Origin of the sequence: Bordetella genomosp. 11 (assembly GCF_002261215.1) — a bacterium.
Classification (GTDB): domain Bacteria; phylum Pseudomonadota; class Gammaproteobacteria; order Burkholderiales; family Burkholderiaceae_B; genus Bordetella_C.
In genome coordinates, this window is record NZ_NEVS01000001.1 from 15,310 (window position 1) to 41,014 (window position 25,705).

The 25,705-nt window shown below is 68.4% G+C and carries 23 protein-coding genes; 8 read left to right on the forward strand and 15 right to left on the reverse strand.

The annotated features are described in order from the left end of the window. Positions 1-6 precede the first annotated feature (6 nt). Positions 7-993 (forward strand): NADPH:quinone reductase, encoded by a 987-nt coding sequence (locus CAL28_RS00080; RefSeq protein WP_094839407.1) that lies wholly within the window; start codon positions 7-9, stop codon positions 991-993. Positions 994-1,087: 94 nt separating this feature from the next. Here CAL28_RS00080 and CAL28_RS00085 read toward each other — a convergent pair whose 3' ends face one another. The 6 genes from CAL28_RS00085 to CAL28_RS00110 all read right to left on the reverse strand — a co-directional run bounded on the left by CAL28_RS00085 (position 1,088) and on the right by CAL28_RS00110 (position 7,120). Next, the gene (locus CAL28_RS00085; RefSeq protein WP_094839408.1) at positions 1,088-1,651 is read right to left on the reverse strand and encodes a PAS and helix-turn-helix domain-containing protein; all 564 of its coding nucleotides are present in this window, start codon (positions 1,649-1,651) and stop codon (positions 1,088-1,090) included. 54 nt (positions 1,652-1,705) lie between these two features. After that, on the reverse strand, positions 1,706-2,686 hold the full coding sequence (locus CAL28_RS00090) for a Bug family tripartite tricarboxylate transporter substrate binding protein (RefSeq protein WP_094839409.1): 981 nt from the start codon (positions 2,684-2,686) through the stop codon (positions 1,706-1,708). Positions 2,687-2,795: 109 nt separating this feature from the next. After that, positions 2,796-3,893, reverse strand: a complete 1,098-nt coding sequence (locus tag CAL28_RS00095) for a mandelate racemase/muconate lactonizing enzyme family protein (protein WP_094839410.1) — start codon at positions 3,891-3,893, stop codon at positions 2,796-2,798. A 9-nt stretch (positions 3,894-3,902) separates the two neighbouring features. After that, on the reverse strand, positions 3,903-4,958 hold the full coding sequence (locus CAL28_RS00100; RefSeq protein WP_094839411.1) for a D-2-hydroxyacid dehydrogenase: 1,056 nt from the start codon (positions 4,956-4,958) through the stop codon (positions 3,903-3,905). Then, the gene (locus CAL28_RS00105) at positions 4,955-6,121 is read right to left on the reverse strand and encodes a mandelate racemase/muconate lactonizing enzyme family protein (RefSeq protein ID WP_094839412.1); all 1,167 of its coding nucleotides are present in this window, start codon (positions 6,119-6,121) and stop codon (positions 4,955-4,957) included. Before CAL28_RS00105 ends, CAL28_RS00100 begins: the two co-directional genes overlap by 4 nt. 30 nt (positions 6,122-6,151) lie before the next feature. Continuing rightward, positions 6,152-7,120: a Bug family tripartite tricarboxylate transporter substrate binding protein gene (locus CAL28_RS00110; RefSeq protein WP_094839413.1), complete on the reverse strand. Its 969-nt coding sequence runs from the start codon at positions 7,118-7,120 to the stop codon at positions 6,152-6,154. Between the two features lie 186 nt (positions 7,121-7,306). Between CAL28_RS00110 and CAL28_RS00115 the strand changes: the two genes are divergently transcribed. After that, entirely contained in the window at positions 7,307-8,236 is a 930-nt protein-coding gene (locus CAL28_RS00115) for a LysR substrate-binding domain-containing protein (protein ID WP_094839414.1), read from the forward strand. 136 nt (positions 8,237-8,372) lie between these two features. Next, entirely contained in the window at positions 8,373-9,083 is a 711-nt protein-coding gene (locus CAL28_RS00120) for a UdgX family uracil-DNA binding protein (protein ID WP_094839415.1), read from the forward strand. A gap of 154 nt (positions 9,084-9,237) precedes the next feature. Here the strand turns inward: CAL28_RS00120 and CAL28_RS00125 are convergent, their stop codons facing one another. From CAL28_RS00125 to CAL28_RS00135, 3 genes are all read right to left on the reverse strand, one after another. Then, positions 9,238-9,567 (reverse strand): DUF4148 domain-containing protein, encoded by a 330-nt coding sequence (locus CAL28_RS00125; RefSeq protein WP_094839416.1) that lies wholly within the window; start codon positions 9,565-9,567, stop codon positions 9,238-9,240. Positions 9,568-9,802: 235 nt separating this feature from the next. Then, the gene (locus CAL28_RS00130; protein ID WP_094839417.1) at positions 9,803-11,260 is read right to left on the reverse strand and encodes a heavy metal sensor histidine kinase; all 1,458 of its coding nucleotides are present in this window, start codon (positions 11,258-11,260) and stop codon (positions 9,803-9,805) included. Further along, positions 11,233-11,928, reverse strand: a complete 696-nt coding sequence (locus tag CAL28_RS00135; RefSeq protein WP_094839418.1) for a heavy metal response regulator transcription factor — start codon at positions 11,926-11,928, stop codon at positions 11,233-11,235. Before CAL28_RS00135 ends, CAL28_RS00130 begins: the two co-directional genes overlap by 28 nt. A gap of 180 nt (positions 11,929-12,108) precedes the next feature. On the opposite strand from CAL28_RS00135, the gene CAL28_RS00140 reads away from it, so the two are divergent. The 5 genes from CAL28_RS00140 (at position 12,109) to CAL28_RS00160 (ending at position 16,153) form a co-directional block, all read left to right on the forward strand. Next, on the forward strand, positions 12,109-12,735 hold the full coding sequence (locus CAL28_RS00140; RefSeq protein ID WP_094839419.1) for a hypothetical protein: 627 nt from the start codon (positions 12,109-12,111) through the stop codon (positions 12,733-12,735). A gap of 210 nt (positions 12,736-12,945) precedes the next feature. Beyond that, positions 12,946-13,491 (forward strand): cytochrome b/b6 domain-containing protein, encoded by a 546-nt coding sequence (locus tag CAL28_RS00145; protein ID WP_440588355.1) that lies wholly within the window; start codon positions 12,946-12,948, stop codon positions 13,489-13,491. Continuing rightward, on the forward strand, positions 13,484-14,245 hold the full coding sequence (locus CAL28_RS00150) for a molybdopterin-dependent oxidoreductase (RefSeq protein WP_094839421.1): 762 nt from the start codon (positions 13,484-13,486) through the stop codon (positions 14,243-14,245). The genes CAL28_RS00145 and CAL28_RS00150 overlap by 8 nt, the downstream gene beginning before the upstream one ends. 232 nt (positions 14,246-14,477) lie before the next feature. Next, on the forward strand, positions 14,478-14,783 hold the full coding sequence (locus tag CAL28_RS00155) for a DUF4148 domain-containing protein (protein ID WP_176463825.1): 306 nt from the start codon (positions 14,478-14,480) through the stop codon (positions 14,781-14,783). Between the two features lie 377 nt (positions 14,784-15,160). Then, positions 15,161-16,153, forward strand: a complete 993-nt coding sequence (locus CAL28_RS00160; RefSeq protein ID WP_094839423.1) for an XdhC family protein — start codon at positions 15,161-15,163, stop codon at positions 16,151-16,153. Positions 16,154-16,263: 110 nt separating this feature from the next. Here CAL28_RS00160 and CAL28_RS00165 read toward each other — a convergent pair whose 3' ends face one another. From CAL28_RS00165 to bcsZ, 6 genes are all read right to left on the reverse strand, one after another. Continuing rightward, complete coding sequence (locus CAL28_RS00165) at positions 16,264-17,439, reverse strand: alginate O-acetyltransferase AlgX-related protein (RefSeq protein ID WP_094839424.1); 1,176 nt, start codon at positions 17,437-17,439, stop codon at positions 16,264-16,266. Positions 17,440-17,442: 3 nt separating this feature from the next. Next, positions 17,443-18,867 carry an MBOAT family O-acyltransferase gene (locus CAL28_RS00170; RefSeq protein WP_094839425.1) on the reverse strand — a complete coding sequence of 475 codons (1,425 nt, stop codon included), beginning with the start codon at positions 18,865-18,867 and terminating at the stop codon, positions 17,443-17,445. Positions 18,868-18,937: 70 nt separating this feature from the next. Then, positions 18,938-19,615 carry an alginate O-acetyltransferase AlgF gene (locus CAL28_RS00175; RefSeq protein WP_094839426.1) on the reverse strand — a complete coding sequence of 226 codons (678 nt, stop codon included), beginning with the start codon at positions 19,613-19,615 and terminating at the stop codon, positions 18,938-18,940. Further along, complete coding sequence (locus tag CAL28_RS00180; protein ID WP_094839427.1) at positions 19,612-20,274, reverse strand: SGNH/GDSL hydrolase family protein; 663 nt, start codon at positions 20,272-20,274, stop codon at positions 19,612-19,614. The genes CAL28_RS00175 and CAL28_RS00180 overlap by 4 nt, the downstream gene beginning before the upstream one ends. A 64-nt stretch (positions 20,275-20,338) precedes the next feature. Continuing rightward, positions 20,339-24,493 (reverse strand): cellulose biosynthesis protein BcsC, encoded by a 4,155-nt coding sequence (locus tag CAL28_RS00185; protein ID WP_094839428.1) that lies wholly within the window; start codon positions 24,491-24,493, stop codon positions 20,339-20,341. Next, positions 24,469-25,701, reverse strand: a complete 1,233-nt coding sequence (gene bcsZ, locus CAL28_RS00190) for a cellulose synthase complex periplasmic endoglucanase BcsZ (RefSeq protein WP_094840529.1) — start codon at positions 25,699-25,701, stop codon at positions 24,469-24,471. Before bcsZ ends, CAL28_RS00185 begins: the two co-directional genes overlap by 25 nt. Positions 25,702-25,705: the final 4 nt, after the last annotated feature.

The following is a 25,705-nucleotide window of genomic DNA, read 5'->3' on the forward strand; positions in this document are numbered from 1 at the left end:
TCGATCATGCGAGCAGCCCTGTATTCCAGGAACGGACCGGCACGGGACGTCCTGCAAGTGACCGACCTGCCCACGCCGGAGCCCGGTCCGGGCGAAGTGCGGGTGAAGCTCGCGCTGTCCGGCGTGAACCCCTCCGATGTGAAATCGCGCGCGGGCAGCCGGCCGGTGACGCAGGGGTATATCGTGCCGCACAGCGACGGAGCGGGCGTGATCGACCGCGTGGGCAGCGACGTGCCGGCGAGCCGGCTGGGCGAACGGGTCTGGATCTGGAACGGCCAGTGGCAGCGTCCGATGGGAACCGCGGCGCAATACATTGCGCTGTCCGCGGAACAGGCCGTGCCGCTGCCGGACAATGTCGGGTTCGAGGCCGGCGCGTGCATGGGAATACCGGGCCTGACCGCGATGCATGGCGTGATCCTGTTGGGGGATGTCGCGGGCAAGACGGTGCTGGTGACGGGCGGCGCGTCGGGCGTGGGGTACTACGCGGCGCAGATGGCGCGGCTGCGCGGCGCCCGCGTGATCACGACGGTAGGGTCGGCGGAAAAAGCGCGGCGCCTGGAACAGGTGGGCGTGACCGACAACATCCTGTACAAGCAGGAGCCGGTCGCCGAGCGCCTGCTGGCGCTGACGGGCGGCCGCGGCGTGGATGCGATCGTCGATATGGATTTTTCCACGACCGCGGGCCTGGTGCCGGCGGGGGCGGTGGCCGCGCATGGCGTGATCGCGGTGTACGGCTCCAACCAGCGGGGCGATATTCCCTTGAACTTCGGTGCGTGGCTGCCCCGCTCGCTGAGCCTGCGGTTCTTTCTGGTCTATGACTTGTTGCCGGCGCAACGGCGGGCCGCGGTGGACGCCTTGAGCGCATTGTTGCGGGATGGGGCGTTATCGCATCTGGTCGCGCCGGCGTTCGAGCTCGACGATATTGCCGGCGCGCACGAAGCGGTGGAATCGGGCCGGGTCCTGGGCAATGTGGTGGTGGCTTTGCCGGACTGAATGTCTGTCGGCGTTGCGGCTGGCTCCATTGCCGGCGATGGCGGTTGCGTCCACGCCGTTCGCGGGTGTCGCGGGCCGGCGTCGTGCCGCGCGTTCAGTTTTCTCCGGGGCGCATCAGCCTTCCCGCCAGGGCCGAGGAAGTCGTTGTGGAGAACTTCGTCATCAGGCGGGAGCGGTACATTTCCACGGTTCTCGGACTCAAATTCAGGTGGCGGGCGACCATTTTGCTGGTTTTGCCTTCGGCGATCAGTAGCGCGATCTCGCGTTCGCGATCCGTCAGCGACGGGGACACCGGATGCGGCACGCTCAGGTCTTCGAAGGTCCAGAGGCATGATGCGAGCGGATCGCCGGCCGTCAGGGAACGGCCGATCAGGCGGCACCAGAACAGTTCGCCATCCAGCCGCTTCATGATCCGCTCGCAGGCGTAGATGCCCCTGGCGTTCAGCGCCGACCCGGCGCTTTCGCTGGCGCGCGCGACATCGCGTCCGGAGGGATACAAGGCGTCGAAGGAGGTGTCGTTCAGCTGTCCGGGCGGATAGCGGAAGATGGCCTCCAGGCGGGCGTTGGCGTGCGCGATGACCCGCCAGCGCGACACGCATAGTCCGGCTGGAGCCAGCATGAAGACCTGCTTGTAGTCGAGCTGCGGCTGCACATCCATGCGGCCTCCCGGTTTCGCGCCGGGGAGCCGGCGCGTAAGCCGAAATCTACGCCACTAGTCGCCATTCGTGATATGCGCCTTCTGTATGATTTCACGCGAGGTATCGATCGCGCGCTCAAGGAATTTGGCGTAGTCATCCGGGCCGCCGCCCGCGGCCTCGAAACCGAGGTCGGCGATATGGCGGGCGGTATCCGGTGCTTTCAATCGCGCGTCGAAGCCCGCGGCCAGTTTTTGCACGACGTCGTCCGGCACGCCTTTGGGCGCGATCACCCCGTAGGAGATGACGCCCGCGACGGCGGGCAGGCCGGCTTCCGCGAAGGTGGGGACGTCCGGCAGGGATGCCAGCCGGTGCGGGCCGGTGACCGCCAGGGCGCGCAGGCGGCCGGACTGGATATGCGGCAGCACGGTGGACGGGGCGGAGAAGTTGACCTGCGTTTCCCCGGCGACCACCGCCATGACCGACGGTGCGCCGCCCCGGTAGGGAACGTGGACCAGTCCCGCGCCGGTGACCATGTTGAATTGTTCCCCCGCCAGGTGCAGCGCCGTGCCGTTGCCCGCGGAACTGAAATTGAGCCGGCCGGGATGGCTTTTGGCCAGTGCGATGAGTTCGGCGACGTTGCGCGCGGGGACGTCCTTGTTCACGGACAGCACGATGGGCGATGTGGCCGCCAGGATGACGGCGCGGAAGTCCTTGCGGGTGTCGTAGGGCAGCTTGCCGCCCAGCAATGTCGCGTTGATCGGAAAGGCGCTGTCCACCATGCCCAGCGTGTAGCCGTTGGGTTGCGCGGTCGCGACGACGTTGGTGCCCGCGACCGACGCCCCGCCCGCGCGGTTTTCGACGATGATGCGCTCGCCCAGGCCGCCGCCCGGCGTGCTGGCGAGCAGGCGCGCCACGACGTCGGAGGCGCCCCCGGGTGCGTAGGGCACGATGATGCGTATGGGCTGCGACGGGAAGGGATCGGCGGCGTGGCTGGCCGGGGCAAGCGCGCAGCATAGCGCCAGAGCCGCGATACGCGGCAGGTTGCGCGGGTTCATGGTGTCTCCTCGTTTTTATTCGGGGTTCGCGCCGGCGCCTGTCGGCCGGTCGCGTTGGTGTGCCGTGCCGCGGCGCATGCCGCAGCCGGCGGGATCGCCGTCGGCGCGGTCAAGCCGTGGCCGCGTATCGGCGCAGGACCTCCGGATCGGGTTCGAAACCCAGGCCTGGCACGTCCGGCACGCGCACCGTGCCGTTGCGCGGCAGGGTGGCGCCGCCGGAAAGCTCCACCGGCATTTCGCAGTAGAAGCGTTCCAGTATCGGATCGGTTTCCAGGGTGGAGAGCACGTGCATGGTAGCCAGGAGGCCGGGGCCGAAGTAGGCGCTGTGCGGCATCAGGCGCACGCCCCGGCGGGCCGCGTCGCGCGCGACTTCCAGCAAGGCGGTGATGCCCCCGGTCTTGATGGCGCTGGGCTGCGCGTAGGCAATGCCGGTACTGTCCAGCACGCGGCGGAATTCGACCGGGTTGCCGACGTTCTCGCCCATGGCCAGCGGCGTATCGATGCGGCGCGCCAGCTCCGCCATCGCGTCGAAGTCGTCCACCGGGAACAGCGGCTCTTCCAGCCACATGGGGTCGTAGGGCGCGACGTCCCGGGCGAACTGCTCGGCCTGGCGCAGGTCGAAGGGACAGTTCAGGTCTACCATCAGGCCCGTGTGCGGGCCGATCGCGGCGCGCGATTCGCGCACGGAAGGCACGTCGCGTTCGTGCAGCTTGACGTAGCGGTAGCCCTGGTCGACGGCGCGGGCGGCAAAGCGCGCGGCCAGCGCCGGGTCGCGGTACGGCAGCAAACTGGCATAGACGGGGATATCGGCCGTGCGCCGCGGACCGATCAGCGCATGCACCGGCAGGCCGGCGGCCTTGGCGGCGATGTCCCACAGCGCGATGTCGATCGCGGATATCGCGTATTGCAGCGGACCGGCGCGGCCGAAGTGATAAAGGGTGCGGACGAGCTTGTCGACGACATCCTCGCGCCGCAGCGCGTCTTCGCCGATGCACAGCGGCGCTGCCAGCCGATCGATCAACAGGCGCGTGACCGGCCAGATGCGCACGCCGAAGGCATCGCCCCAGCCGACGATGCCGCTATCGGTGGTGACCCTGACGAGCAGGCTCTCCATTTCGGTGCGAGGTTTGCCGCCCAGCGGCAGCGGTGCGGCGCCGCTATCGTAGGGGACCGCGATGGGCAGGGTCTCGATGGAAACGATCTTCATGGTGCGGGCTCAATTCCGTGTAGCGGTGGCGCCGTCGCGGGCGGCGGGCGTGGCGTCGTTGGCCAGGGGTTCGCCATTCAGCCAGTGCATGAAATTGCGCAGGAAGATCTCGTTGAAGCGCGCGGCATTGCCCGGCGAGGCGCCGGCGTTGTGCGGCGATATCCAGGTGTGCGGCGCGGTCCATAGCGGCGAGTCGGCGGGCAGCGGCTCGGTGGCGAAGACGTCCAGGTAGGCCGAGCGCAGCCGGCCGTCACGCAAGGCGGCCGCCAGCGCGTTCTCGTCCATCAGCTCGCCGCGTCCGATGTTGGCGACGCCCGCGCGGGGCGGCAGCAGGTCGATGCGCCGGGCATCGAGCAGGTTGCGCGTTTCCGGCGTCAACGGGCAGGCCAGCACCAGCCAGTCGCATGATGGCAGCAGCCCGTCCAGCGCGTCCAGGCCGCAGACGCGGTCGAAGTGCGGCACCGCGCCGGTGCCGCGCCGCACGCCTATCGTTGCCAGGCCCACGGCCTTGAGCAGCCGGCCGATCTCTCGCCCGATGGGGCCGAGGCCGACGATGAGCGCCGTCTGTTCATGCAGGTCGCGCGCCATGTGCGCGGCGGCCAGGGGTTGCCAGCGCCGCTGCGCCTGCGCGTCCAGCCAATACGTGAATCCGCGCGATTGGCAGAGCATGGCGCCGACCACCGTCTGGGCGATCGGGACGGCATTGCCGCCCGACGATGTGGTCAGGCGTACCGTGCGCCGCAGCGTGTGCTGGTAGAGGGGGTTATCGATTCCGGCGGAACAGACGTGCAGCCACTGGGCATGCGGCGCGGCATCGAAGGCGTCGAAGAAGGCCCGGCTGGCCGGGCTGGGCGCGTCCTTGCTGCTGCCCTGCATGATGTCGCGCGAGAAGAAGCCCAGCCGTATCGATGCCTGGTCCTGCGCGGACAGGGCCAGCCCGGGCTGGCCGGGCGCGACGATCAGGCGCAACGGATGCCCGGCGGCGCGCGCCAGGGCAAGCAGACGGTCGCCCATCTCGTCGCAAAGGGTTTTCGAAAGCAACAGACCTGCCGGTTCCGTGTTCATGGCGCGATGACCGTATGGCGTCCCGCATAGGCGCTCAGTGCCTCCGGGTCCGCATCGATGCCGATGCCGGGCGCGTCGTGCAGCGACACGTGGCCGTCCATCGGCGTGGGGAAGCCCGCTGCGCCGAGCGTGCGCAGGGGATTGGAATTGGCGTCCAGTTCGAGCACGCCGTCGCCGCCCGCGGCGCACAGGACGTGCGCGGCCAGCGCGGCGCCGATATGCGAACCGAAGGCATGCGGGCAATAGCGCTTGCCGCGCGCCAAGGTTTCGCGCGCCAGCGGCAGCACCCCGCTGACGCCTCCCCACTTGCCCAGGTCGGGTTGGACCACGTCCAGCCAGTCGAAGGCGGCGCGGAAGGCGTCCAGTGTCAACAAATTTTCCCCCGCCGCCAGGCGGTGTCCGGCGGCGCGCAGCGCCTGCCATTCCGACGCGGGGCGTTCGGGGCCGATGGGTTCTTCCACCCATTGCAGCGGCAGCGGCCGGATGCGGTCCAGCGCCCGCCGCGCGGCGTCCACATCCCAGCCGCAGTTGGCATCGATCATCGCGCTCTCGCCGGATGCCAGGCCGCCCACGGTTGCCTCCAGGGCATCGAGCGCGCGGTCGTCCGCGAAGCCGGCCTTGAACTTGAAGGCGCGAAAGCCCCGCTCGCGCAGCGCATCCAGATCGCGTTGCGATATCGCCGGGGACACGCCGCTCGCATAGACGGGCAGGCGGCGCGCCTGGCCGCCCAGCAAGCGGTACAGCGGTATGCCGCGCGCGCGCGCGGCCAGGTCCCAGAGGGCACAGTCCAGGCCCGCCAGCACGTGGGCGATGGGGCCGGGTTCGCCCGCCAGCCGCAGCATGGGCAGCATGGCCGTCGCGAGTTCATCCAGCAACGCCGGAATCGCGTCGATCGTCCTGCCCACCGCGCGGGGCGCCACCAGCTTTTCGAGGATCGAGGCGCGGTGATACGCGCCGAAGGGCGGATGGCCGCTCCAGATTTCGCCCCAGCCATGATGGCCGGCACCATCTTCCACTTTGACCAGGGTCGAGGTGCGTTGCGTCGATGTACCGAAGGAGGATTCGACCGCGGGCGGCGCATCGTCCTGGAAAACGTAGACCTGGATGCGCGCGATGTGGACGGCGCTGGGCGGCATGGCGGGCGGGAAAGACTGTGGGGGCATCGGATATCCTGCGGTTCTGTCGAGCGGCGTTCAACGATTGGTCAGGCCGGGCGAGCGCGCGACCACGTCGGCCCATAGCCGCGATTGCGCCTGCCATTCCTGCTGGAACGCCGCGCTGGATCCTCCGCCCGGCTCCAGCCCGCCGCCGCGCAGCACCGCCTGGATCTCCGGCGCCGCCAGCGCGCGGTTCAGCGCGGCATTCAGCCGGTCCACGCGATCGGCCGGTACCTGCGACCGGGCGAACATGCCGGCCCATGACGAAATCTCCATGCCCGGTACGCCCGCCTCGGCCATCGTCGGAATGTCGGGGAAGGCCGCCGACCGCGCGTGGCCGGTGGTGGCCAGGCGCCTGACTCGCCCGGCGCTGACGAAGGGCTGGGTAACGGCCTGGGTTTCGATCAGCATGTCGGCGTTGCCGGCCGCGACCCCCAGCGCCGCCGCGGGGCTGCCATTGAAGGGAACCTGGTAGATGTCGGCACCGGTCCGTTGCTTCAGGACTTCCGTCGCCAGTTGGGCGGCGCTGCCGGGGCCGCTGTTGGCGGCCACCAGCGCGCCGGGCTTCTGTTTGGCGCGGGCGATCAGCGCCGCCATCGAATCGATGCCGCTGTCGCTGCGCACGATCAGGAAGAAGTCGGTGGAATAGAGCTTGCCGACCGCCTTCAGGTCCTTCAGCACGTCGACGGCCTGGCGCGGATAGACGTGCGGATTGATGGCCATGGTGCTGCCCGCGGCAACCAGTACGGTATAGCCGTCCGGCGGGTTCTTCAGGACTTCCTGCGCCGCGATCTGGCCATTGGCGCCCGGGCGGTTTTCCACCACCACGGGCTGGCCCAGCGCCTGCGCCATGGCCGGCGCGATCGCGCGCATGCCGGTATCCGGTGTGGATCCGGCCGGAGAGGCGATGACGAGGGTGATCGTGTGTGTCGGGAAGCCGGGTTCCGCGGCGTGGGTGGCGGCGCATGCCGTCAGGCAGGCCAGGGTCGATAGCAAACGGCGCATGGTTGTCTCCTTGCCGGGACGTCGCGCGCCGCAGGATGGGCTCGTCGCGTTCCGGTCGACTATTGCCGCATCTTAGGAGGGGTGTCCGCGATGGTCTAATACCAAAATAATCCTGCGCGATACGCGAAGCGTTTCACCGCGTGCGGCGCTGCACTGCAACCGGATCACGGACGGCCCGAACCTTCCATGTCGACGCGCGCATCCAATCTGGACCTACGCATGGTCCGGCAATTCCTGGCAGTGGCCGAAACGCTGAGCTTTCGGCGGGCGGCGGAGCAGATGCACATGGCGCAACCGCCGCTCAGCCAGGCCATCATGCGCCTGGAGGCCCTGGTGCAGGCGAAACTGTTCGAGCGGTCGCCGCGCGGCGTGCGGCTGACACCGGCCGGCGAGGTTTTCAAGCTGGAAGCCGTGCGGCTGTTGAACCAGGCCGGCCGGGCGCTGGAACGCACGCAGCGCGCCGGTCGCGGCGAACTCGGCACCGTGCACGTGGGTTTCATCGGGCCCGCCATGATCGCGCTGCTGCCCAAGGTCATACTGGCCTTTCGGGAACGCTTTGCCGGGGTGGAGCTGGCCTTGCACGAGGGCAGTTCCATGCAGGTCGCCGGGATGATCAATTCGGATATCGTGGATATCGGTTTCCTGGTGACCCCGGCAGACCTGCAGCCGGACGTATCGACCGAGGTCATCGTGGTGGACAACCTGGTGGCGGTGCTGCCGGCCGGGCACAGGCTGAGCGGTGAATCGCGCATACGCCTGGAAGACCTGGCCGACGATGCCTTCGTGCTGTTTTCCGCGCAGGGGGTACCGACGCTTTCGTCGCGCATCGCGGCGCTGTGCCGGCAGGCGGGTTTCGAGCCCCGCATTGCGCAGGAGGCGGTGCAGATTTCGACGGTACTGGGACTGGTGGCGGGCGGCGTGGGGGTATCCATCCTGCCGGGCTCCATCGTTGCCCTGGCCACTGGCGCGACGGCGTGCAAGCCCATCGTCGCCGATGCCGACTTGCTGCGCGTGAGGATCTGCGCGGCGTATCGTGCTGAACGGCTCAGCGATGCGGCGCAGGCCTTTCTGATGACGGCTCGCCTGCATGCCACGGGGGCGGCCGGCCCGGGTTAGCCGCGGACGGGCCTGTCTGGCCGGGGAGCGGGCGCAGCCGGGCCGTATCGGGTGCGGTTTTTGCGCGTCATGGGACGCGGCGCCGCGGCGGTGCGCTGGTCACCGTCCGCCGCGCGACCTTGTGCGAGCCCTTGCCATGACCACACGTCCCAAAGAAGAAAAGCCTGCGCCTTCCAGGGCGGCGGTACCTGCCCGAGCAAAACCCGCCGGCGGCGATGACAGCCTGGCCCAGCCCGCGCAGCAGCCGCGCACGCTGGAAGAATGCCGCCGCTGCGCCTTATGGCACGATGCGACCCAGCCCGTGCCGGGCCGCGGTCCGAAACGCGCCGCTATCCTGCTGGTGGGCGAGCAGCCGGGAGACCAGGAGGACAAGGCCGGCGAACCCTTCGTCGGGCCGGCCGGCAACCTGCTGGATCGCGCGCTGGACGAGGCCCGGGTGCGCCGCGACGACGTCTTCATCACCAACGCCGTCAAGCACTTCAAGTGGTTTCCGCGCGGCAAGCGGCGCATGCACAAGACGCCTGCCCAGCGGGAAGTCCAGGCCTGCCACTATTGGCTGGAGAAGGAACTGGCGTCGGTGCGACCCCGCGTTGCCGTGGCGCTGGGGGCCACCGCGTTGAGGGCGCTGATGCAGCGTGCCGATGTGCGGTTGACGGCAATGCTGGGCCAGCCCGTCCGCATCGGCGACCTGACCGTCGTGCCCACCTACCATCCTTCCTTCATATTGCGCGCGCCGGATCCGCGCTCGCGCGAAATGGCGTATGCGGCTTTGGTGCAGGCACTGCAGCGGGCGGGACGCATCGCCAGCGATGCCGGCGACGGGCAAACCCCCGCGGCGGGCGCCTGAAAAAGACATCGGCCCCGTGAGGGCGGGGCCGATGGGTACTGCACGAGAGGAGCACCGGAAGACGCCCCGCCTCTCTTCGGGGCTGCCACCTGCCTTTTGGGCGGGCGGCCGGTCTGGTCGGCCGGCGTGTCCGCCGGCGCCGCGCCGTTCCGGCTTAAACGCCTTGGAACGGCTGGTTATCGAGATCGCCGAAGGCGACGTCGCCATGCACACCGCCGGCGGCGACCGTGGCGGGCACGGAGGGGACGTCGGCCTGGGCGGTGAACGGGGCATTGTCCACATCGGCATTGCCGGTCAGGCCGGCCGCGCGCGCTTGCGCCAGGTCTGCCGCGACTTGGCTACGGCTGGCGGCATTGCTGTCGACTTGGCCGTATACGCCCTGGAACGGGGTGTTGTCGGTGTCGCCGCGGGGCGTACCCGCTTGGGCGCCAGCCACCAGGGCCAGGGACAGGGCGACGGAAGAAACGAGGGTTTGGATTTTCATGGCACTTCTCCATTAGTCGGTTGGGGGAACGGCGCTGGTTGTGGTGCGCCCTGTTCCCGACGTGTGGATATTGTGCGCGTCAACATCATAGGGATAAACCCTTGGTCGACGAATTCACTTTTCCAATTCCAGGACTAATAGAAGAAAGTGTCCGTGTAAAAAAGTATAAATCGATAGTGCTGGTCTATGTAGCCCCGGTCGCTGGTTATTCGTTTATTCAACGCCGCCACGCGCTTCAGGGCGCATTGCGCGCGGCGCGGCCGCTGTCCGCCTGCCCGGGGCCTGCCTGCGCGACCGGCGCCGCGGGGTAGCGCAGCGTGAAGCGGATATGGCCGTCCGGGGACGATTGCGCCTGGGCGCTACCGCCATGCAGCGTCATGATGGCGCGCACGATGGCCAGCCCCAGTCCACTGGCGTCCGAGCCCGCGCTGCGTGACAGGTCCGCGCGATAAAAGCGATCGAAGAGTTTGTCCAGGCGGTCGGGCGGGATGGGGGCGCCCCGGTTGTCGACGTGGATACAGACGGAATCGGGCCAGGTTTCGGCCCGGATCGTGACAGTGCTATCGGCGTCGGCATAACGCACGGCGTTGGCCACCAGGTTGCCGAGCGCGCGGCGGAACAGGATGACGTCCGCATGCAGATGGCCGCTTGCGCTGCACTGCAGCCGGATGCCGCGTTCTTCCGCCAGTCCTTCGAAATACTCCGCCACGCGGCGCAGTTCCGAGGCGAGGTCCAGACGGGTGTGGTCCAGCGCCGATTGCGCGTTGTCCGCGCGCGCCAGGAACAGGATGTTTTCCACCAGCCGCGACAGGCGTTCGAGTTCTTCCAGGCCGGACGCCAGCACGCTTTCGTAGTCTTCCGGCGTGCGGCGCTGGTAGAGGGCGACCTGGCAGCTTCCCATCAGCGCGCCGATCGGCGTGCGGATCTCGTGGGCGAGGTCGGCGGAAAACTGCGTCAGCCTTTCATAGCCGTCGGCCAGGCGGTCCAGCATGGCGTTGAAGGACGCGGCGACTTCGCGCAGTTCGTGCGGCGTGTCGGCAAGTTTCAGGCGTTGGTCCAGGTGGGCCGGCGTGATCCGGCTGGCCTGGGCCGCCATCGTGCGCAGCGGCCGCAGGCCGCGCCGCAGCGCCAGGTAGCCCAGCACCGCGATGGACAGGAAGGCCGCGACCGCCGCCAGCGCGACTTGTCCGCGATAGACGCGCAGCATGCGGGCTTCGCTCAGCAGCAGGTGGGCAGCCTGGACTTCCACCGCCCGGCCGTCCACGGTGCGCGTCATCGCGGCAACGACGCGCATGCGGCCGCCCTGTGCCGTCAGCGCCGGATGTACGTCGGCCACGGTAAGCGGCCGGTCCTGCGCCACGGGCGTGATCGGCGGCAGGGTCTGCCTGCCGGGATTGATGTCCATGACGGGTTCCGAATCCCGCATGCGGAACGTCAGTATGTCCTGCTCGTTGCCCAGCATGTTTTCGAACAGGGCGGGCCGGGCGCGGATCTCGTCCAGCGTCAGCGTGTCGCGCAGCAGCGTGCGGTAGCGTTCGACGCGTCCGACCAGGCCGACATCGCCGCGCACGATCAGGCTGGCTTCCAGGGATTTGTACAGGTATATGCCCGCCATGCTGACGACCAGCGCCGCGAGCAGCGCGAACACCAGCGCGGTGCGCAGGGTCAGGGAGTGTCGGCGTTGTCCGCGCATTCGCGTACCTCGCAGACGTAGCCGATGCCGCGTACCGTGTGTATCAGTTTCGGGTCGAAGGGCCGGTCTATCTTGGCGCGCAGGCGCTTGATCGCCACATCGACCACATTGGTATCGCTGTCGAAGTTCATGTCCCAGACTTCGGAGGCGATGATGGCGCGCGACAGGACTTCGCCCTCGCGGCGCACCAGCAGATGCAGCAAGGTGAATTCCTTGGCCGTCAGGGCGATGGCGGTATTCATGCGGACGACGCGCCGCCGCAGTACGTCGATGTGCAGGTCGGCCAGGCGCAGCTGCTCGGCTTCGCGTGCCACGCCGCGCCGCAGCAGCGTGCGTATGCGCAGGACGAGTTCCGTGAAGGAGAACGGCTTGACGAGGTAATCGTCGGCACCGAGCTCCAGGCCGTGTATGCGGTCCTGCAGGTGGTCGCGCGCGGTCAGGAACAGCACCGGGACGTCCTGGTGCTTGCGCAGCGTTTCCATGATCTGCCAGCCGTTCATGCCCGGCAGCATGACGTCCAGCACGATGAGGTCATAGCGCTGCTCCAGCGCCAGATGCAGGCCATCGGCGCCGTGGCGCGCCAGATCCACGGCGTAGCCCGATTCGCCCAGCCCCTTTTTCAGGTATTCGCCGGTTTTAAGATCGTCCTCGACTACCAGTATGCGCACACCGCACCTCTATTGCCTCGCGCCGATTCTATCGGTTTGGGCCCGGCGCTTCATGACATTATTGTCATCCTGGCGTCATGTTGGCGTCCTTATGCGAGCGCCACCATAGACCGTCGTCCCTGCGGGGACTTTCCCGGGCGGTCCGGATTCGTGGTCCGCCATAGCTTGATGGAGAATCGGATGAACAAGCGTTATCGGATCGGAGCGTGGTGTGCCGGCATGCTGCTGGCAGGCGGCATGGCCGCCGCACAGGCGCAGCCGGCGCCGGCCAACCGCCTGGCTGTACGCGGCAAGATCGAACAGGTGAGCGAGTCGACGCTGGTCGTCAAGGCGCGCAACGGCAAGGACGTGACCCTGGCGATTCCCGCCAATGTCGCCGTACGCGCGGTGTCGCTGGCCAAGCTCGGCGACATCAAGCCCGACAGCTTCATCGGCACCGCGGCCACGCCGCAGCCGGATGGCACCCTCAAGGCGCTGGAAGTGCACGTCTTCGCGGCGTCGCTGCGCGGTTCCGGGGAAGGCAACAGGCCCTGGGAAGGCTCCGACGGCAAGGTCGGACAGATGACCAACGGTACCGTCGGCAGCCTGGTCGGCACCAATGGCACGACCATGAAGGTGAAGTACAAGGACGGCGAAAAGACGGTGGTCGTGCCGCCCGATGTTCCCATCGTCTACATGGAGCCCGGTGACCGTTCCCTGTTGAAGACCGGCGCGCCCGTCCTGGTGTTTCCCACCAAGAACGCCGACGGCAGCCTGACGGCCAGCACCATCGTCGCGGGCAAGGACGGCACGATTCCGCCGATGTAAGGCCGAACGGGCCGCGCATGGCCACGCGCCCCGGCGCGACGGCATCGATGCGCCGCCCATTCCCTTGCCGCTATGGCGCGCCGGATGTCCCGGCGCGCCGCGCACCGGAGGCTACTCTTGTCCTTGAGCTCGTTTCGCGAGGCGGGCGCGCCCGTGCGCCGCGTCCATCCCCTGTATGTACGGATCACCCATTGGCTGAACGTCTATGCCATGGCCTGCATGTTCATGAGCGGCTGGGGCATCTACAACGCCTCGCCCATCTTCGGTTTCAGCTTCCCGCAATGGGCGACGCTGGGCGGCTGGCTGGGTGCCGCCACCATCTGGCATTTCTCGGTGATGTGGCTGCTGGTCGGCAACGGGCTGGTGTACCTGGCCGGCGGCGTGCTTTCCGGCCATTTGCGGCGGGACATGCTCGATGTGCGTCCGCGTGCCGTGGCCCGCGATGCCGTGGCCGCGCTAAGGCTGCGCCTGCCCCATACGCCGGGTCGCTACAACGCCGTGCAGAAGGCGTTGTACCTGGGTGTGCTGCTGCTCGGCGTACTGATCGTGCTGTCCGGCCTGGCGATCTGGAAACCCGTGCAACTGAGCGGGCTGACGGACCTGTTCGGCGGCTTCGCGGCCGCGCGTGTCGTACATTTCTGCGCCATGGCGGGCATCGGCCTGTTCGTCGTGGTCCATCTGCTGCTGGTAATCGTGGTGCCGCGCACCTTGCCGCCGATGATTACCGGCCGCGCCCACGGAGGCCGCGATGCCTGAACGCAAACATCCCCGCCTGGTGCTGGAACCCGCCCAGCGCAGCCAACTGTATCGCGCGCAGCGCCGCCTGCTGCTGCGCGGCGGACTTTCGCTGGGCGCGCTCGCCATGATGAGCGGCTGCAATATGCAGGATGGCGATACCTTCGACAAGGTGCTGTGGGCCATGTCGCGCTGGAACGACCGCGTGCAGGCCTGGCTGTTCAATCCGGACAAGCTGGCGCCGACCTACGCGGCGAGCCAGATCACCGATCCCTTCCCTTTCAATGCCTATTACCCCGAGTACAGCGTGCCTGACATCGATACCTCGGCCTGGCGCCTGGAAGTATCGGGAATGGTGTCCGACAAGCATGCGTGGACGCTGGAAGAACTGCGCCAGCTGCCGCAGGCCGCGCAGATCACGCGCCTGATCTGCATCGAAGGCTGGAGCGCCATCGGCCAGTGGAGCGGCATTCCGCTGAAGACCTTCCTGCAACGCGTGGGCGCCGACCTTACCGCACGCTATGTCGGCTTCAAGTGCGCCGACCGCTACTACGGCAGCATAGACATGCCGACGGCCCTGCATCCGCAGACCATCCTGGCGATGGATTTCGGCGGCGCGGCGCTGCCGGCGGACTACGGGCAGCCCCTGCGGCTGCGCGTTCCGACCAAGCTGGGATTCAAGAATCCCAAGCACATCGTGGCGATGTTCGTCACGAACACCTATCCCGGGGGGTACTGGGAGGACCAGGGCTACAACTGGTTCAGCGGCATCTAGCGGGGCAAGGTGCAATAGCCCGCGTTTATGAATTCAATAGTCGGCGTAATGGAATAGTGGTGGATTAGTGCGGAATCTGGAAAGATGAATTTCGATTGCAAGGGTTTATCCCTAGGTCTTGGAAGCGCAGAATGCGTTTCATCGGGAACAGCAACGGACATCGCGAACTTCCCAACTGAACGAAATCGCGATGTACGGCCCGGATCACTTAACCAGGACTAGGAGTACTGCCATGCAAGCCAAGACCATCGTTTCCGCTCTGATTCTTTCCTTCGCCGCGATCGGCGCCGCGCAAGCGGCCAACAGCGAGCCCAACAATGTGCCCTTCCAGGGCGTGTATGGGCAAGCCGCCAGCAGCGTCAGCCGTTCGCAAGTGCTGGCCGATCTGGCCCAGGCCCGCGAAGCCGGCCTGACGGGCAACCGCGAATCGAACAACGTGCCCTTCACCGCGCAAGCCGACAGCGGCGTGAGCCGCGCGCAGATCGCGCTGGGCTCGGATTTCGGTGACACGAACAACCAGCCGTTCCAGGGTGCGTAAGCACCGACGGCGATTCCAGCCACGGGTGGCGTGATCGCGCGATCGGGAGACCGGTCAGCATCGGGGTCCGGCAAGTGTCGCGGACCGCGCCATCAGGAAGTCCGGCCGTTCATGCCCGCACGGATGAACGGTTCCCCCGGCGAGAGGCGGGGGGTGCTGTAAGTGGCAGTCCTCTCGGCGCAGTACGTCGGCCCCCTCACGGGGGCCGATGTTTTTTGGGGTGCCCGGCGCGGCCTCCACGGCTCGGCATCGACGCTCATGGCCGCCTCTTGTAAAGTAGCCGTTCCCGGCGGCGCCTCGGTAAGGGGGGCGCCATCACATGTCGTGCCGCGACGCTGGGCGCGGCAGGCTTTAGGGGCCTTTCGGAAGGGCGCTTCATGAATTCCCTGGATATCGATGTATTGCAGCACGCACGCGACTGGGTCGCGGAAGGCCATCGCGTACACCTGATTACCGTTGTACAGACGTGGGGCTCGGCACCCCGGCAAGCGGGGGCGTTGGCGGCATTGCGCGGCGACGGCAGGCTGGTCGGCTCCGTGTCGGGCGGCTGCGTGGAAGACGACCTGATCGCGCGCGCGGTGGCGGGCACGCTGCCGGATATGGCCGACCGGGTGACGTACGGCATCACCAGCGAAGAGGCCGCGCGCTTCGGCCTGCCCTGCGGCGGCACGCTGCGCCTGGTGGTGGAGCCGCTGCTGGATACGGTATGGCTGGATCCGGTGCTGGCCGACGTGCGCGCCCATCGCCTGGTGATGCGTACCGTCGATCTACAGACGGGGGTCTGTTCATTGGCCCCGGCCAGCCCCATCGACGGTCCGGACTTCGATGGCCGCACGTTTCGTTCGGTCTACGGACCGCATTGGCGGTTGCTGATCATCGGCGCCAACCAGACGGCCCGGGTGCTGAGCGAGATTGCCTCGGCGCTGGATTTCCACGTGATGGTATGCGATCCGCGCGAAGAGTTCTTCGCGGACTGGAACCTGCCGAATGTGACCCTGCTGACATCGATGCCGGACGACACGGTGAACGAGATCGGCACGGACGAACGCACCGCCATCGTGGCGGTCACGCACGATCCCAAGCTGGACGATATGGCCTTGCTCGAAGCGCTGAAGTCGCCCGCCTTCTATGTGGGCGCGCTGGGTTCGGCGCCCAACCAGGCCAAGCGCCGCGAACGCCTGCGCCTGTTCGATCTTTCCGACGAGGAAATCGGCCGCCTGCATGGACCGGTGGGATTGCGTATCGCCAGCCGCACGCCGGCGGAGATCGCGGTGGCGATCGCCGCCGAGCTGGTATGGGTGCGCAATACGTTGGGCGGCGCTGCGGCGTGCACGCCCAATCCTTCCACGGCGTCGCGCGAAGGCTCCTAGCGCCAAAGACGGCTGGCGTTAACGGCTCCTGGCGTTGGCGCTTGGCGGTAAAGCCGCTGGGGTAAGGGCACCGGCGGCAAGGCACCGGCAGCTGGCCGTGGCGATACGTGTCAACGCGGACCGAGCGCGATCGTGTCGCCATTGCGCGGCGCCTCGATCACGCGTTCGGGAATTTCCCAGATCAGCAGTTTCGGCGGTGTCTGCTTGAAGGCGGCGCCGCCGAAGTACGCATTGGCGGCCCCGGCGAAGTCGCCGCCGTCTTTCGCGAAATCGGGAACGCGTGCGTGCAGGTCCCGTTCCAGGTAGGGCACGAAATTGCCGTTGCGCGAGAAGGACGTGCCGATCAGCGCGGTGTTGGGCAGATTGCTATCGCCAAAAAGATCGTCGGCGCCGCTCGTGCCCGCGGGCTGGGGCGCCTGGGTGAAGACCGATACGCGCGTGATGTCCGGCGGCGGTTGCAGGGCCGGGGGCAGCCAGTCCAGGCCGGCCAGGCGGATCAGATCGCCCGGCACGGTCTTGATGCCGGTCTGCACGGTCCAGTCCGTGCGAGGCGACACGTCCACGCCGGTCCGGCGTATTGCCTGGGCCAGCTCGGCGGCGGCCCGCGCCGCGCCGGCTTCGTTCCAATGGGTGTCGGTGCGCAGATAGGCGCCGGACATATTGCCGCCGTTGCCATCGTTACCGCCAGCGCCATCGACCGCCGCCAGGGCAGGCGCCAGGTTCACGGCGTCCACGCCTTCGGCGCGCAGTTGCGCGACCCAGCGATCCAGGCGCGGCGCGGATGCCGCGGGCCGCTGCAGGCCGCACAGGCGATCGGCGGCGATGCGGCTTTTGTCGGGCACCACCGCCACGACCAGCGCGATATGCCGCGCAGCCAATTCGTCCTTGACGCGTCCGACTTCCCGCGCGCGCGATTGCGCGTTGTCTTCCGCGTGCGGATAGCGCATGAACTCGTCGGTCAGGAACAGCCACCCCGGGCAGCCCTGGCGGACGCGCGGACCCAGGTCGCCGGCCACGATCCAGCTGAATCCGCGTTCCAGCCTGGCGGACTCGGCGGGAAGCGGCGCATCGGACAGGGCGTGGGCCAGCGCGCGGGTGGTGTCGCCGTGCATGAAAGCGGGCCAGTTGAAGCCTTGCGGGAGCAGATCCAGCGTGCCGCGGGCCGCCTGGACGACGGTTGTGACCAGGCCGGCCAGCAGGAAGAGAACCAGCGCCGCGCCGGCCAGTTGGCTTGTCCAGCGCGCGATGCGGCTGGGATGGTCGATGGGAGGAGCGCTTGGCGTCATGGCTCAGAACTGGAAGTACAGGAACGGCACGGCGCCGCGGCTGGCGATCAGCGCGAAGGAAAACAGAAAGCCCATGACCGGCCACAGCGCGCCCGCGGTCAGCACGGCCGGATTCCGGAAGCGCTCCATCCATGGGGCCAGGGCGGGCGCGAAGGCGCAGAAAACGCCCAGCGCTATCGTCATGACGTGGACGGGCCGTAGCGCCAGCCGCATCTCGTCGCCCAGGGCGATGCCGTGCAGGCCGAACTGGCCCGCGTACATGGCCAGCGCGCCCTCGAAAGTATGGGCGCGGAAGATGGTCCACGCCAGCATGACGAACAGCAGCGTCAGCACGCGGGCAGGCAGGCGCGGCAGCGCGGGCAAGCCGCTGTTGATCCACAGGCGTTCGACGCATAGCGCCAGGCCGTGCGCGATGCCCCACAGCAGGAAATTCCAGCTGTCGCCGCCGTGCCACAGGCCGGCGATGGCCATGGTCAGAAGAAGGTTGCGGTAGGTGCGCGCGACGCCGTGGCGATTGCCGCCCAGCGGGATGTACAGATAGTCGCGCAGCCAGGTGGAAAGCGATATGTGCCAGCGCCGCCAGAAGTCCTGGATGCTGCGCGCCAGGTAGGGATGCAGGAAGTTTTCCGGGAAGTGGAATCCCAGCATCAGCCCCAGGCCGATCGCCATGGCGCTATAGCCGGCGAAATCGAAGAACAGCTGCAGCGTATAGCCCAGGCAGCCCAGCCAGGCATCGGCCAGCGAAGGATGCGGCAGCGCGAAGGCCGTGTCGACCAGTGGCGCCAGCGTATCGGCGATCAGTACTTTCATGCTGATGCCGATCATGAAGCGCCGCGCGCCCAGCGCGAACTGCGGCCAGTCCACCGTGCGCGCGATGAGCTCGCGCTTGACCCAGTCGTAGCGGATGATTGGGCCGGCGATCAAGTGGACGAACATCGCCTGGTACGCGCCGAAGGTCACGAAACTGTAGTCGGCCGGCACCGTGCGGCGGTACACGTCGATCAGGTAGGAGATCGACTGCAGGACGATGAAGGAAAGCCCGATGGGCAGCACGACGCGCTGCCAGCCGACGGGATGCCCGCCGGCCGCGCCGATTGCCGTGTTCAGCGTGTCGACCACGATGTTGGCGTACTTGTACCAGCCCAGCGTGCCCAGCGCGATGCCGATCAGTATCGCCAGCGTCCAGCCGCGGCGGCGTCCGTCGCCTGCCTTGTCGATCAGGATCCCGCCCAGCCAGCCCAGCAGCGTCAGGGCGATGAACAGGAATAGGAACTCCGGGCTCCACCAGCCGTAGAACACCCAGCTGGATGCCAGCAGCACGGCGTTGCGCCGGTACACGGCGCGGCCACCCCCCACGCCCGCCAGGACGTAGACGATGAGGAACGCTGGCAGGAACAGCGTCAGGAATTCCAGCGACGCGAAAACCATGGAGTGACCGGATGCAGGATAAGCCCGGGCCGCGGATGGATGGCGGCGGCCCGCGATGTCGCCAGGAAGATCAGCGCGCCAGCGTGTCGTCGACGCGTATCAAGCGGGTGCCGGACGAACCGGGGATCGCCAGGACGCTATAGCGCTTGCCCGCCTGCAATTGGCCCAGGTCCAGCGGCGCGCCGGCGGGTTGGCCCGCGCAGGCCGCCTGCACCGACAGCGCGACGGGGTTGATGGCGCGACGCTTCAGCGTGCCCGTCGCGACGTCGTCGACGATGGCGATGCCCCGCCCCGCCGCCTGCAGGCCGGCATGCGCGCAGGACGGATCCAGGCTGTAGAAAGCCAGCGACGCTTTCAGGCCGTTGAAGTCGTCCGGTTGTTCGGCCACCGTGACGGTCTTGATGCCGTCCTTGCCGTCGGGCAGCACGGCCACGGTGGCGAAGGCGCCCGGCGCCACGCGCACCGATACCGCCGCGCGGGCGCTGCCCTGCTCGATCGCGCCGGCGATCGCGCTGTTGGCCTTCACCGGCAGGAAGTCGGTGGCCGGCCGGGCCGCGTCCAGCACGATGCGTGTCTGGCGGTTGTCCGGCACCACGGTGACGGGCGTGGCGGTGGCATTGACGAAGCGCAGGAACGAGGCGTCTTCGGACGGGCCGGTTTCATACAACTGGGTCTCGGCGGCGCTGGCGGCGGCCAGGGGCGCCGCGGCCAGCGCGAGGGCCAGCACGCAATGGCGGATGGGCTTCATTTTTTCTCCATGCCCTTGACCAGCGGCAGGTCCAGGACGGCCTTGGTGATGGCATCGCCCCACTGCTTGTAGCCGGGCGCGGTGAAGTGCTGGCCGTCGACCGTGCCCCACTGCCCCGGCTTGGAGAAGTTCAGCGAATCGATATAGACGCACGGCGAGACATTGGCCGCCAGGAAGCTGGACATCAGCTTGACGCGGGCAAAGGTCTTGCCGAATTTGCCGCCTTCGCTGCCCCAGGCCGGGCCGATCCAGATGCAGGCGGTGTTGGTGGCGGCGATATCTCCCGTCAGCGCCGTCACCTGCTGCCACGCCCAGGTCTTGGGGAAGTCCGGCTTGTCATAGGCGGCCATGGTGTCGCCCATGACGATCATGACGATGTTCGGCCTGTCGGTGGCGATCAGTTGCTTGATCGGCCGGGTCTGCGGGTTGGCGCCCAGAACCTTGATCGGGCCCTTGTCCACGCGTTCGGCGCCGCCGCAGGTGCCGGTCGTGACCTTGGTCCAGTCGCCGGCATTCGCGCCGCAGATGCCCAGCGAATGCACGTGCGCGCCCTGTTGCACCAGGTCGTCGTGCAGCGTGGTGATCAGGTGCGTGGGGACGGTCATGTGGCTGTCGCCCACGATAAGGATGGACAGTCCGGCGAGAACGGCAGGTAGCATAAAAATATCTCTCTACGAAAATAAACAGGAATCCGGCGGCGCGGACGAAACGGTGCGCGGGCCTTTACTGCGTGTACGGCGACTTGAAGGTGTTGGCGGGCAGGCTGACGCCGCCCGGCATGGCGTCGAAGGTATAGCGGGCATACAGGCCGCCCACCCATTGGCGGTAGTCGCGCGCGTTGTCGATGCCTGCCATGCCGCCCAGGAACAACTGCGGACCGACCTGGTATTCGGCGTTGGTCGCCAGGCTGTAGCCCACGCCGGTCTTGCTCTGGCCGTCGTAGCGGGCATCCGGCGAACCGGTCTGCCCCTGCGCGTAAGCGATGGCCGCGGCCGCGTTGGCGGCGCTCTGCAGGCTGCCGCTGGTCGGGAAGTACGGCGATGAACTTGTATGGAAGTACTGCAGGCCCAGCGATCCGCGCACCTGGTAGCTGAAGTTGCCTTGCCGCTGCGCCCAGTTCACCGGCACGCTGAGCGCGTAGTATTCCTGCGGACTGAAGTAGCCGCCCTGGCCGTAGGTGAAGTAGCTGAGGTTCTTGTCATAGGACATGGCCATCAGGTTCAGCCCGCTGGTCAGCTGGTAGTTGGTATCGCGCAGCAGGTACTTGTACAGGCCGACACCGCCTTCCAGTTTGGTGTTCGATTCGACGTTGCGGCCGTCCAGCGATTGCCAGGATCCATAGCCATATACGCCGTAGTCGCCATAGTCCTGCGTCAGCTGGAGCCGGACGCCGGTCGCCGCGACCGCGCCCCAGGACTGGCCGGTGCGGGCATCGCGCGCGCCGGCGAAGGAAAGCAGGCTGTCGGTGACCGGGCGGCGCGACAGCTCGGCCGTATAGGACAGGCCGCTATCGTTGAGCGGGCGATTCAGCTTCACGCCGCCGACCACGTTCGTGTAGCGAAAGCCGATGGGCGTCGTGCCCAGGTCGGCGGACAGGCCGTTGGTGTCGTAGCCCACGGACAGGCCGACGCCATGGTCGCTTTGCGATCCCGCCGATCCCGTCGTGCCGTTCTGTTGGGCCAGCGCCGCGGCCGGGCCGCCGCCGAACCGGCTGTTGGCGCCATAGCCCTGGCCGATTGAGCCGGCCTGCAGGGTGGTGGGCGTGACGCGCAAGGTGAGATTGCCGTCGCCCACCGGCAGGCGGGCTTCGGATGGCGCTTCGATGTCGTTGAGCTTGCCCATGCCCGATTCGCCGTTGCGGTTGCGGCCCAGCAGGCCGACCTGCGCATAGGGCGTGGCGGTACGCATGAGCTGGTCCAGCTCCTGTTGTATGGAGGGCGGTGCGGCGGGCTGGGCAGCGGGCGCCGCGGCGCGGCCGCCGCTTGTGCCGGCGGCCTGCGCATATCCGTAGCCGTCCGCGCGCGGCGCCGCATAGCCGGGGGCGGCGGCGTAGCCCGGGGGGGCATAAGCCGGTGCCGGCGCGTAGCCCGGTGGCGGCGCATAACCCGGTGCGGGTGCGTAACCTGCCGTTGGCGCATAAGCCGGCGTTGGCGCATAACCCGGCGCCGCGGTATCCGCATAGGCGTATTGCACCGATCCCGCGGGTGCCTGGTAGGGCGCCGGCGGTTGCAGCGACGAAGCCGGGGCGGGAATATAGGCACCCTGGCCAGCGCTGGTCGCGCCGGCGCTCGCCAGCGCTTCGGGCATCGGCAGCGGCGCCATGCCCAGGGTCGATTGCGTGCGTTGTCCCGGCAGTCCGATGAAGGGATTGCCCGCCGCGGGCGAGGCGTCCGCCACGCGCGTGCCATTGCCGCCCGATTGTTCCGCCGCCAAGGCGGCTTTCAGCAGTTGGGCGGCCTTCGACGTCTTGCCCTGTTCGCGATAGATGCGCGCGGCGGAGGCCAGTACGTCCGGGCTATCGGGCGCCAGCGCGATCGCCTTCTGCGCGGCGCTGTCCGCGTAGTCGTAGTCCTTGACGCGGTTGGCCATCTGCGCGGCGCCCAGCTGCACGTCGACGTTGCCGGGATCGCTGCGCTGCAGCTTCTTGTACAGATCCAGCGCCTTCGGGTATTCCTGCGCGCTGGCGTACATGCGGGCCAGCGTGACGACCACCAGGGGGTCGTTGGGGCGCTCCTGCAGGACGGGCGCCAGGATGTCATAGGCGGCGACCAGGTCGTCGCGTTGGCGCAAGGCTTCGGCCTGCCGCACGATATACAGGACCCGCAGGTTGTCGAAGCTGTCCTGGTCGGCCTGGCTCAGGCGCTGCCGCTGCAGCGACCGCAGCACATCGACCAGTTCGGCATCCCGCCCCGTCTTCAGCAGCAGGGACGCGTATTGCAGCGATAGCGCCGGCGGCGGATTGCCGCGCGCCATCGCGTCGCGCAGCATGGCCGTGCCGGTAGCCGTGTCGCCCGCGTCGACGTAGGCCAGCGCCAGGGCGCCCAGCATGTCGGGGTCCTGTCCGGCGTAGGCGGTGCTTTGCGCCAGCAGGTTCAGCGCTTCTTTGCGCCGGCCGCTCTTGGCCATGCGCGATGCCAGCGCAGCCTGCGATTGGACCCAGGTGCGGCGCTCCAGCAGCGCCACGTCGGCAGTGCGTGCGGCTTCCGGGATGCGGCGCAATGCGGCAAGCGCGCGATCCCATTCCTTGGCTTGCGCCGAGACCAGCGCGCTGGCGTACAGGGCCTGGTCGTCGCCCGGCCGCGCCGCTGTCAGTTCGTCCATGACGGCGAGCGCGCGCGTTTTATCCCCTGCTTTCAGGTACAGCCGGGCGAGCGACACGCGTATCCATGGGTCGGCCGGATCCTCCTTCACGGCCTGTTGCAGCGCCGCCCGCGCGGTCGCGTCGTCGCCGCGCGCCAGCGCGGCCTTGGCGCGGCCGTCGTCCAATGCGGCACGCAGGATGTCGGCGTTGCCGACCGCCGTCCGTTGGGCCGGCGTCAGGCCGTCGATCATGCGGCGCGCTTCGCTCTCCTTGCCGTTGCGGGCCAGCACCGACACCAGTCCGCGCAGGGTATCGGCATCGTCGGGCGCTACCGCCAGCGCGCCGCGATACAGCCGTTCCGCTTCGTCCAGCCTGCCCTCGCCGGCCGCGATGGCGGCAAGCTGCGTGGCGGCCGCGGGATCGCGCGGCGACACGTTCATGGCCTGCCGCAGCAGGCGGTCCGCGCCGGCGGTGTCGCCGGCCTGCCGCGCCGCGTTCGCGCGGGTGACCAGCGTCCAGTACGCGGCGTTCTCCAGCGCGGTCTTCCAGCGCGCGCCGCCGTTGCGCACCGCGCGTTCCAGCAGCGTCCTGGCGTCGTCGAAGCGCTGCTGGCGCAGTCGCACCACGCCCAGGCCGCCGAGCGCGTCGGCGTAGTCGGGCCGGGCCCGCAGCACGGCATTGAACTCCGTTTCGGCCGCGGCCATATTGCCCTGGTTCAGGGCGCGCAGTCCGGCATCCGTGCGCGTGCGCAAGGGATCGGCCGGCGTCGCGCCGGCGGCGGGCGCCTTGCCGATATTGGCGTACTGCTGGCGGATCTCGTCGTCCTCCGGATGCGCCTTCAGGTAGGCCTCGAACAGGGGGGCATCGACCTTGCGCGGCGGATTGCCCAGATAGCCCAGCGCCTCGCGCCAGCTTTCGGTGGCCGCGCCGCCCACGTCGGGCAGCGTGGACAGCTTTTCCAGGGCCCGTATGCCGTCCGCGCGCTGCTTCTCGTCCAGCGCCGTGATCTGCGCGATGTTCAGGCGGATTTCGTTATTGCCCGGGTCTTCCTGCGAAAGGCGCTGCAGGTTGCGCAGAGCCTCCGCGCGTCCCGCCGCCGTATAGCCGAGGCGGCTGTAGTATTCCAGCGCAATGTCGCCCGTCGGGCGCGGGACGTTCTTGAACGCCGCGCGATAGTTTTCCAGGGCCGTGTTCGGGTCGTTGGACTGTATCGCGAGCCGGGCCTGCTCCAGCCTGCGCTTGCCTTCGCCGCTGCCCAGTTCGATGGCCTGGTTCAGGCGCGCCACGCGCAGGCTGTCGGGGTCCACCGCGCGCAGCCGATCCAGGTACTTGCGCGCGTCGGCCGGCTTGTTGGCCTTGACCGCGTCGATGCCCAGGCCGTACAGCGCGTCCGGCTGGTTCGGATCGATGCGCAGCAGCTTTTGCCAGGCCTCGCCGGAGCGCTCCGCATTGTTGCGCTGCTGCCAGTACTGGCCTTGTTTCACCAGCACGTCGATGGCGCTGTCCTGCGCCCATGCGGCTAGGGGCATGGACGCGGCGAGCAGGCCGGCGGCTAGGGAGCTGAGACGCGGCGGCATGATTTTTCCCAGGAAGGTTGTACGGTACCGGCGGTACGGAAGCGGTAGCGTCCTTCGCTCCAGCCCAGGCCGAAGAGCGTCAGGACATAGTCGTAGTAAGGCGCCTGCGAACCGGTCGCGTCGGCCTTGGCGCGGGCCTGTTCAAGCAGCGCCAGCACGCGTGCGCGCTGCGCGGCCAGCAGGTCCGCCCGGTTCGTGGCCTGCAGATAGGGCAGCAGCGCCGCGGAGAAGCCGAACTGGCCCGTGCCCTCGGCGACACCGGTGGCCGTGCGGACGGATTCCGGCGGATATCCCAGTACGGCGGTCGCGGTGGCAAGCCCGCGCGTCGCCTGGCGCAAAGGCGACGCCAGCGCATCGTCGTCGGGCGTCACGCCCGCCCACAGGTAGGCACGGATGGCGTCGTAGCTGCCGACGTCGCCCTTGACCGGATCGGTGGCGAAGCGGCCGTGCGGCGCCTTCGCGGCGGACGCGGCGGGCGCGACATAGGCCACCCAGTCGGGCACGTAGCCAGTGTCCAGGCCGGCGGCATAGACGGCGGGCGTGTTGCGCGCGACGTCATGCCAGACCGCGGCCTGGCCCGCCGTCGCCAGCCTGCGCAGCACGGGCGGCGGCAGATAGCTGGCGTTCAGGCGCGTGATGCCGCCCGGCAGGACGAAGCCCATCGGGCCGGGAAGCAGCATCTTGCCCAGGCCCGGAAGATCCGCGATCTCTTCTTTCTCGATGCGCGCGAGCAGGGCCTGCCCGCGCGCCGCGTAGTCCTTCCTGCCCCACAGCCTGCCGGCTTCCAGCAGGTCGTACGCCAGCCACAGGTCGGCATCCGAGGCGGCGTTCGCGTCCAGCACGCGCCAGGTCCCGTCCGGGGCGTGGCCCCAGAACCAGGCCGGCAGGCGCTTGCCGATATCGCCGCCCGCCAGGTTGGCTTCGGTCCATTGCCACAGGCGATCGAATGTGGGCTGGTCGCCGGCCACCAGCGCGAAGAACATGCCGTACGACTGTCCCTCGGAAGAGGTATGCCGCTGCGGGGTGCTGGCGTCCAGCACGCGTCCGTCGGGCTGGATGAAACGCGCCTGGAAGTCTTCCCAGAGCGGCCAGGGCTGCGCATCGCAGGTCGCGGCGCCGGCGGCCCAGGGCACGCACAGGGCCAGCAGGGCGCACGCGCGCCGCCAGGCGCCGGGCGCGAGCAGGCGATGCGTGCGTGGCCGTTGCATGTCC

What these genes read in the sequence shown, in the direction of transcription:
- CAL28_RS00080 (WP_094839407.1), top strand. Translation starts at nt 7, where the DNA reads ATGCGAGCAGCCCTGTATTCCAGGAACGGACCGGCACGGGACGTCCTG.
- CAL28_RS00085 (WP_094839408.1), bottom strand. Translation starts at nt 1,651, where the DNA reads ATGGATGTGCAGCCGCAGCTCGACTACAAGCAGGTCTTCATGCTGGCT.
- CAL28_RS00090 (WP_094839409.1), bottom strand. Translation starts at nt 2,686, where the DNA reads ATGAACCCGCGCAACCTGCCGCGTATCGCGGCTCTGGCGCTATGCTGC.
- CAL28_RS00095 (WP_094839410.1), bottom strand. Translation starts at nt 3,893, where the DNA reads ATGAAGATCGTTTCCATCGAGACCCTGCCCATCGCGGTCCCCTACGAT.
- CAL28_RS00100 (WP_094839411.1), bottom strand. Translation starts at nt 4,958, where the DNA reads ATGAACACGGAACCGGCAGGTCTGTTGCTTTCGAAAACCCTTTGCGAC.
- CAL28_RS00105 (WP_094839412.1), bottom strand. Translation starts at nt 6,121, where the DNA reads ATGCCCCCACAGTCTTTCCCGCCCGCCATGCCGCCCAGCGCCGTCCAC.
- CAL28_RS00110 (WP_094839413.1), bottom strand. Translation starts at nt 7,120, where the DNA reads ATGCGCCGTTTGCTATCGACCCTGGCCTGCCTGACGGCATGCGCCGCC.
- CAL28_RS00115 (WP_094839414.1), top strand. Translation starts at nt 7,307, where the DNA reads ATGTCGACGCGCGCATCCAATCTGGACCTACGCATGGTCCGGCAATTC.
- CAL28_RS00120 (WP_094839415.1), top strand. Translation starts at nt 8,373, where the DNA reads ATGACCACACGTCCCAAAGAAGAAAAGCCTGCGCCTTCCAGGGCGGCG.
- CAL28_RS00125 (WP_094839416.1), bottom strand. Translation starts at nt 9,567, where the DNA reads ATGAAAATCCAAACCCTCGTTTCTTCCGTCGCCCTGTCCCTGGCCCTG.
- CAL28_RS00130 (WP_094839417.1), bottom strand. Translation starts at nt 11,260, where the DNA reads ATGCGCGGACAACGCCGACACTCCCTGACCCTGCGCACCGCGCTGGTG.
- CAL28_RS00140 (WP_094839419.1), top strand. Translation starts at nt 12,109, where the DNA reads ATGAACAAGCGTTATCGGATCGGAGCGTGGTGTGCCGGCATGCTGCTG.
- CAL28_RS00145 (WP_440588355.1), top strand. Translation starts at nt 12,946, where the DNA reads ATGGCCTGCATGTTCATGAGCGGCTGGGGCATCTACAACGCCTCGCCC.
- CAL28_RS00150 (WP_094839421.1), top strand. Translation starts at nt 13,484, where the DNA reads ATGCCTGAACGCAAACATCCCCGCCTGGTGCTGGAACCCGCCCAGCGC.
- CAL28_RS00155 (WP_176463825.1), top strand. Translation starts at nt 14,478, where the DNA reads ATGCAAGCCAAGACCATCGTTTCCGCTCTGATTCTTTCCTTCGCCGCG.
- CAL28_RS00160 (WP_094839423.1), top strand. Translation starts at nt 15,161, where the DNA reads ATGAATTCCCTGGATATCGATGTATTGCAGCACGCACGCGACTGGGTC.
- CAL28_RS00165 (WP_094839424.1), bottom strand. Translation starts at nt 17,439, where the DNA reads ATGACGCCAAGCGCTCCTCCCATCGACCATCCCAGCCGCATCGCGCGC.
- CAL28_RS00170 (WP_094839425.1), bottom strand. Translation starts at nt 18,867, where the DNA reads ATGGTTTTCGCGTCGCTGGAATTCCTGACGCTGTTCCTGCCAGCGTTC.
- CAL28_RS00175 (WP_094839426.1), bottom strand. Translation starts at nt 19,615, where the DNA reads ATGAAGCCCATCCGCCATTGCGTGCTGGCCCTCGCGCTGGCCGCGGCG.
- CAL28_RS00180 (WP_094839427.1), bottom strand. Translation starts at nt 20,274, where the DNA reads ATGCTACCTGCCGTTCTCGCCGGACTGTCCATCCTTATCGTGGGCGAC.
- CAL28_RS00185 (WP_094839428.1), bottom strand. Translation starts at nt 24,493, where the DNA reads ATGCCGCCGCGTCTCAGCTCCCTAGCCGCCGGCCTGCTCGCCGCGTCC.
- bcsZ (WP_094840529.1), bottom strand. Translation starts at nt 25,701, where the DNA reads ATGCAACGGCCACGCACGCATCGCCTGCTCGCGCCCGGCGCCTGGCGG.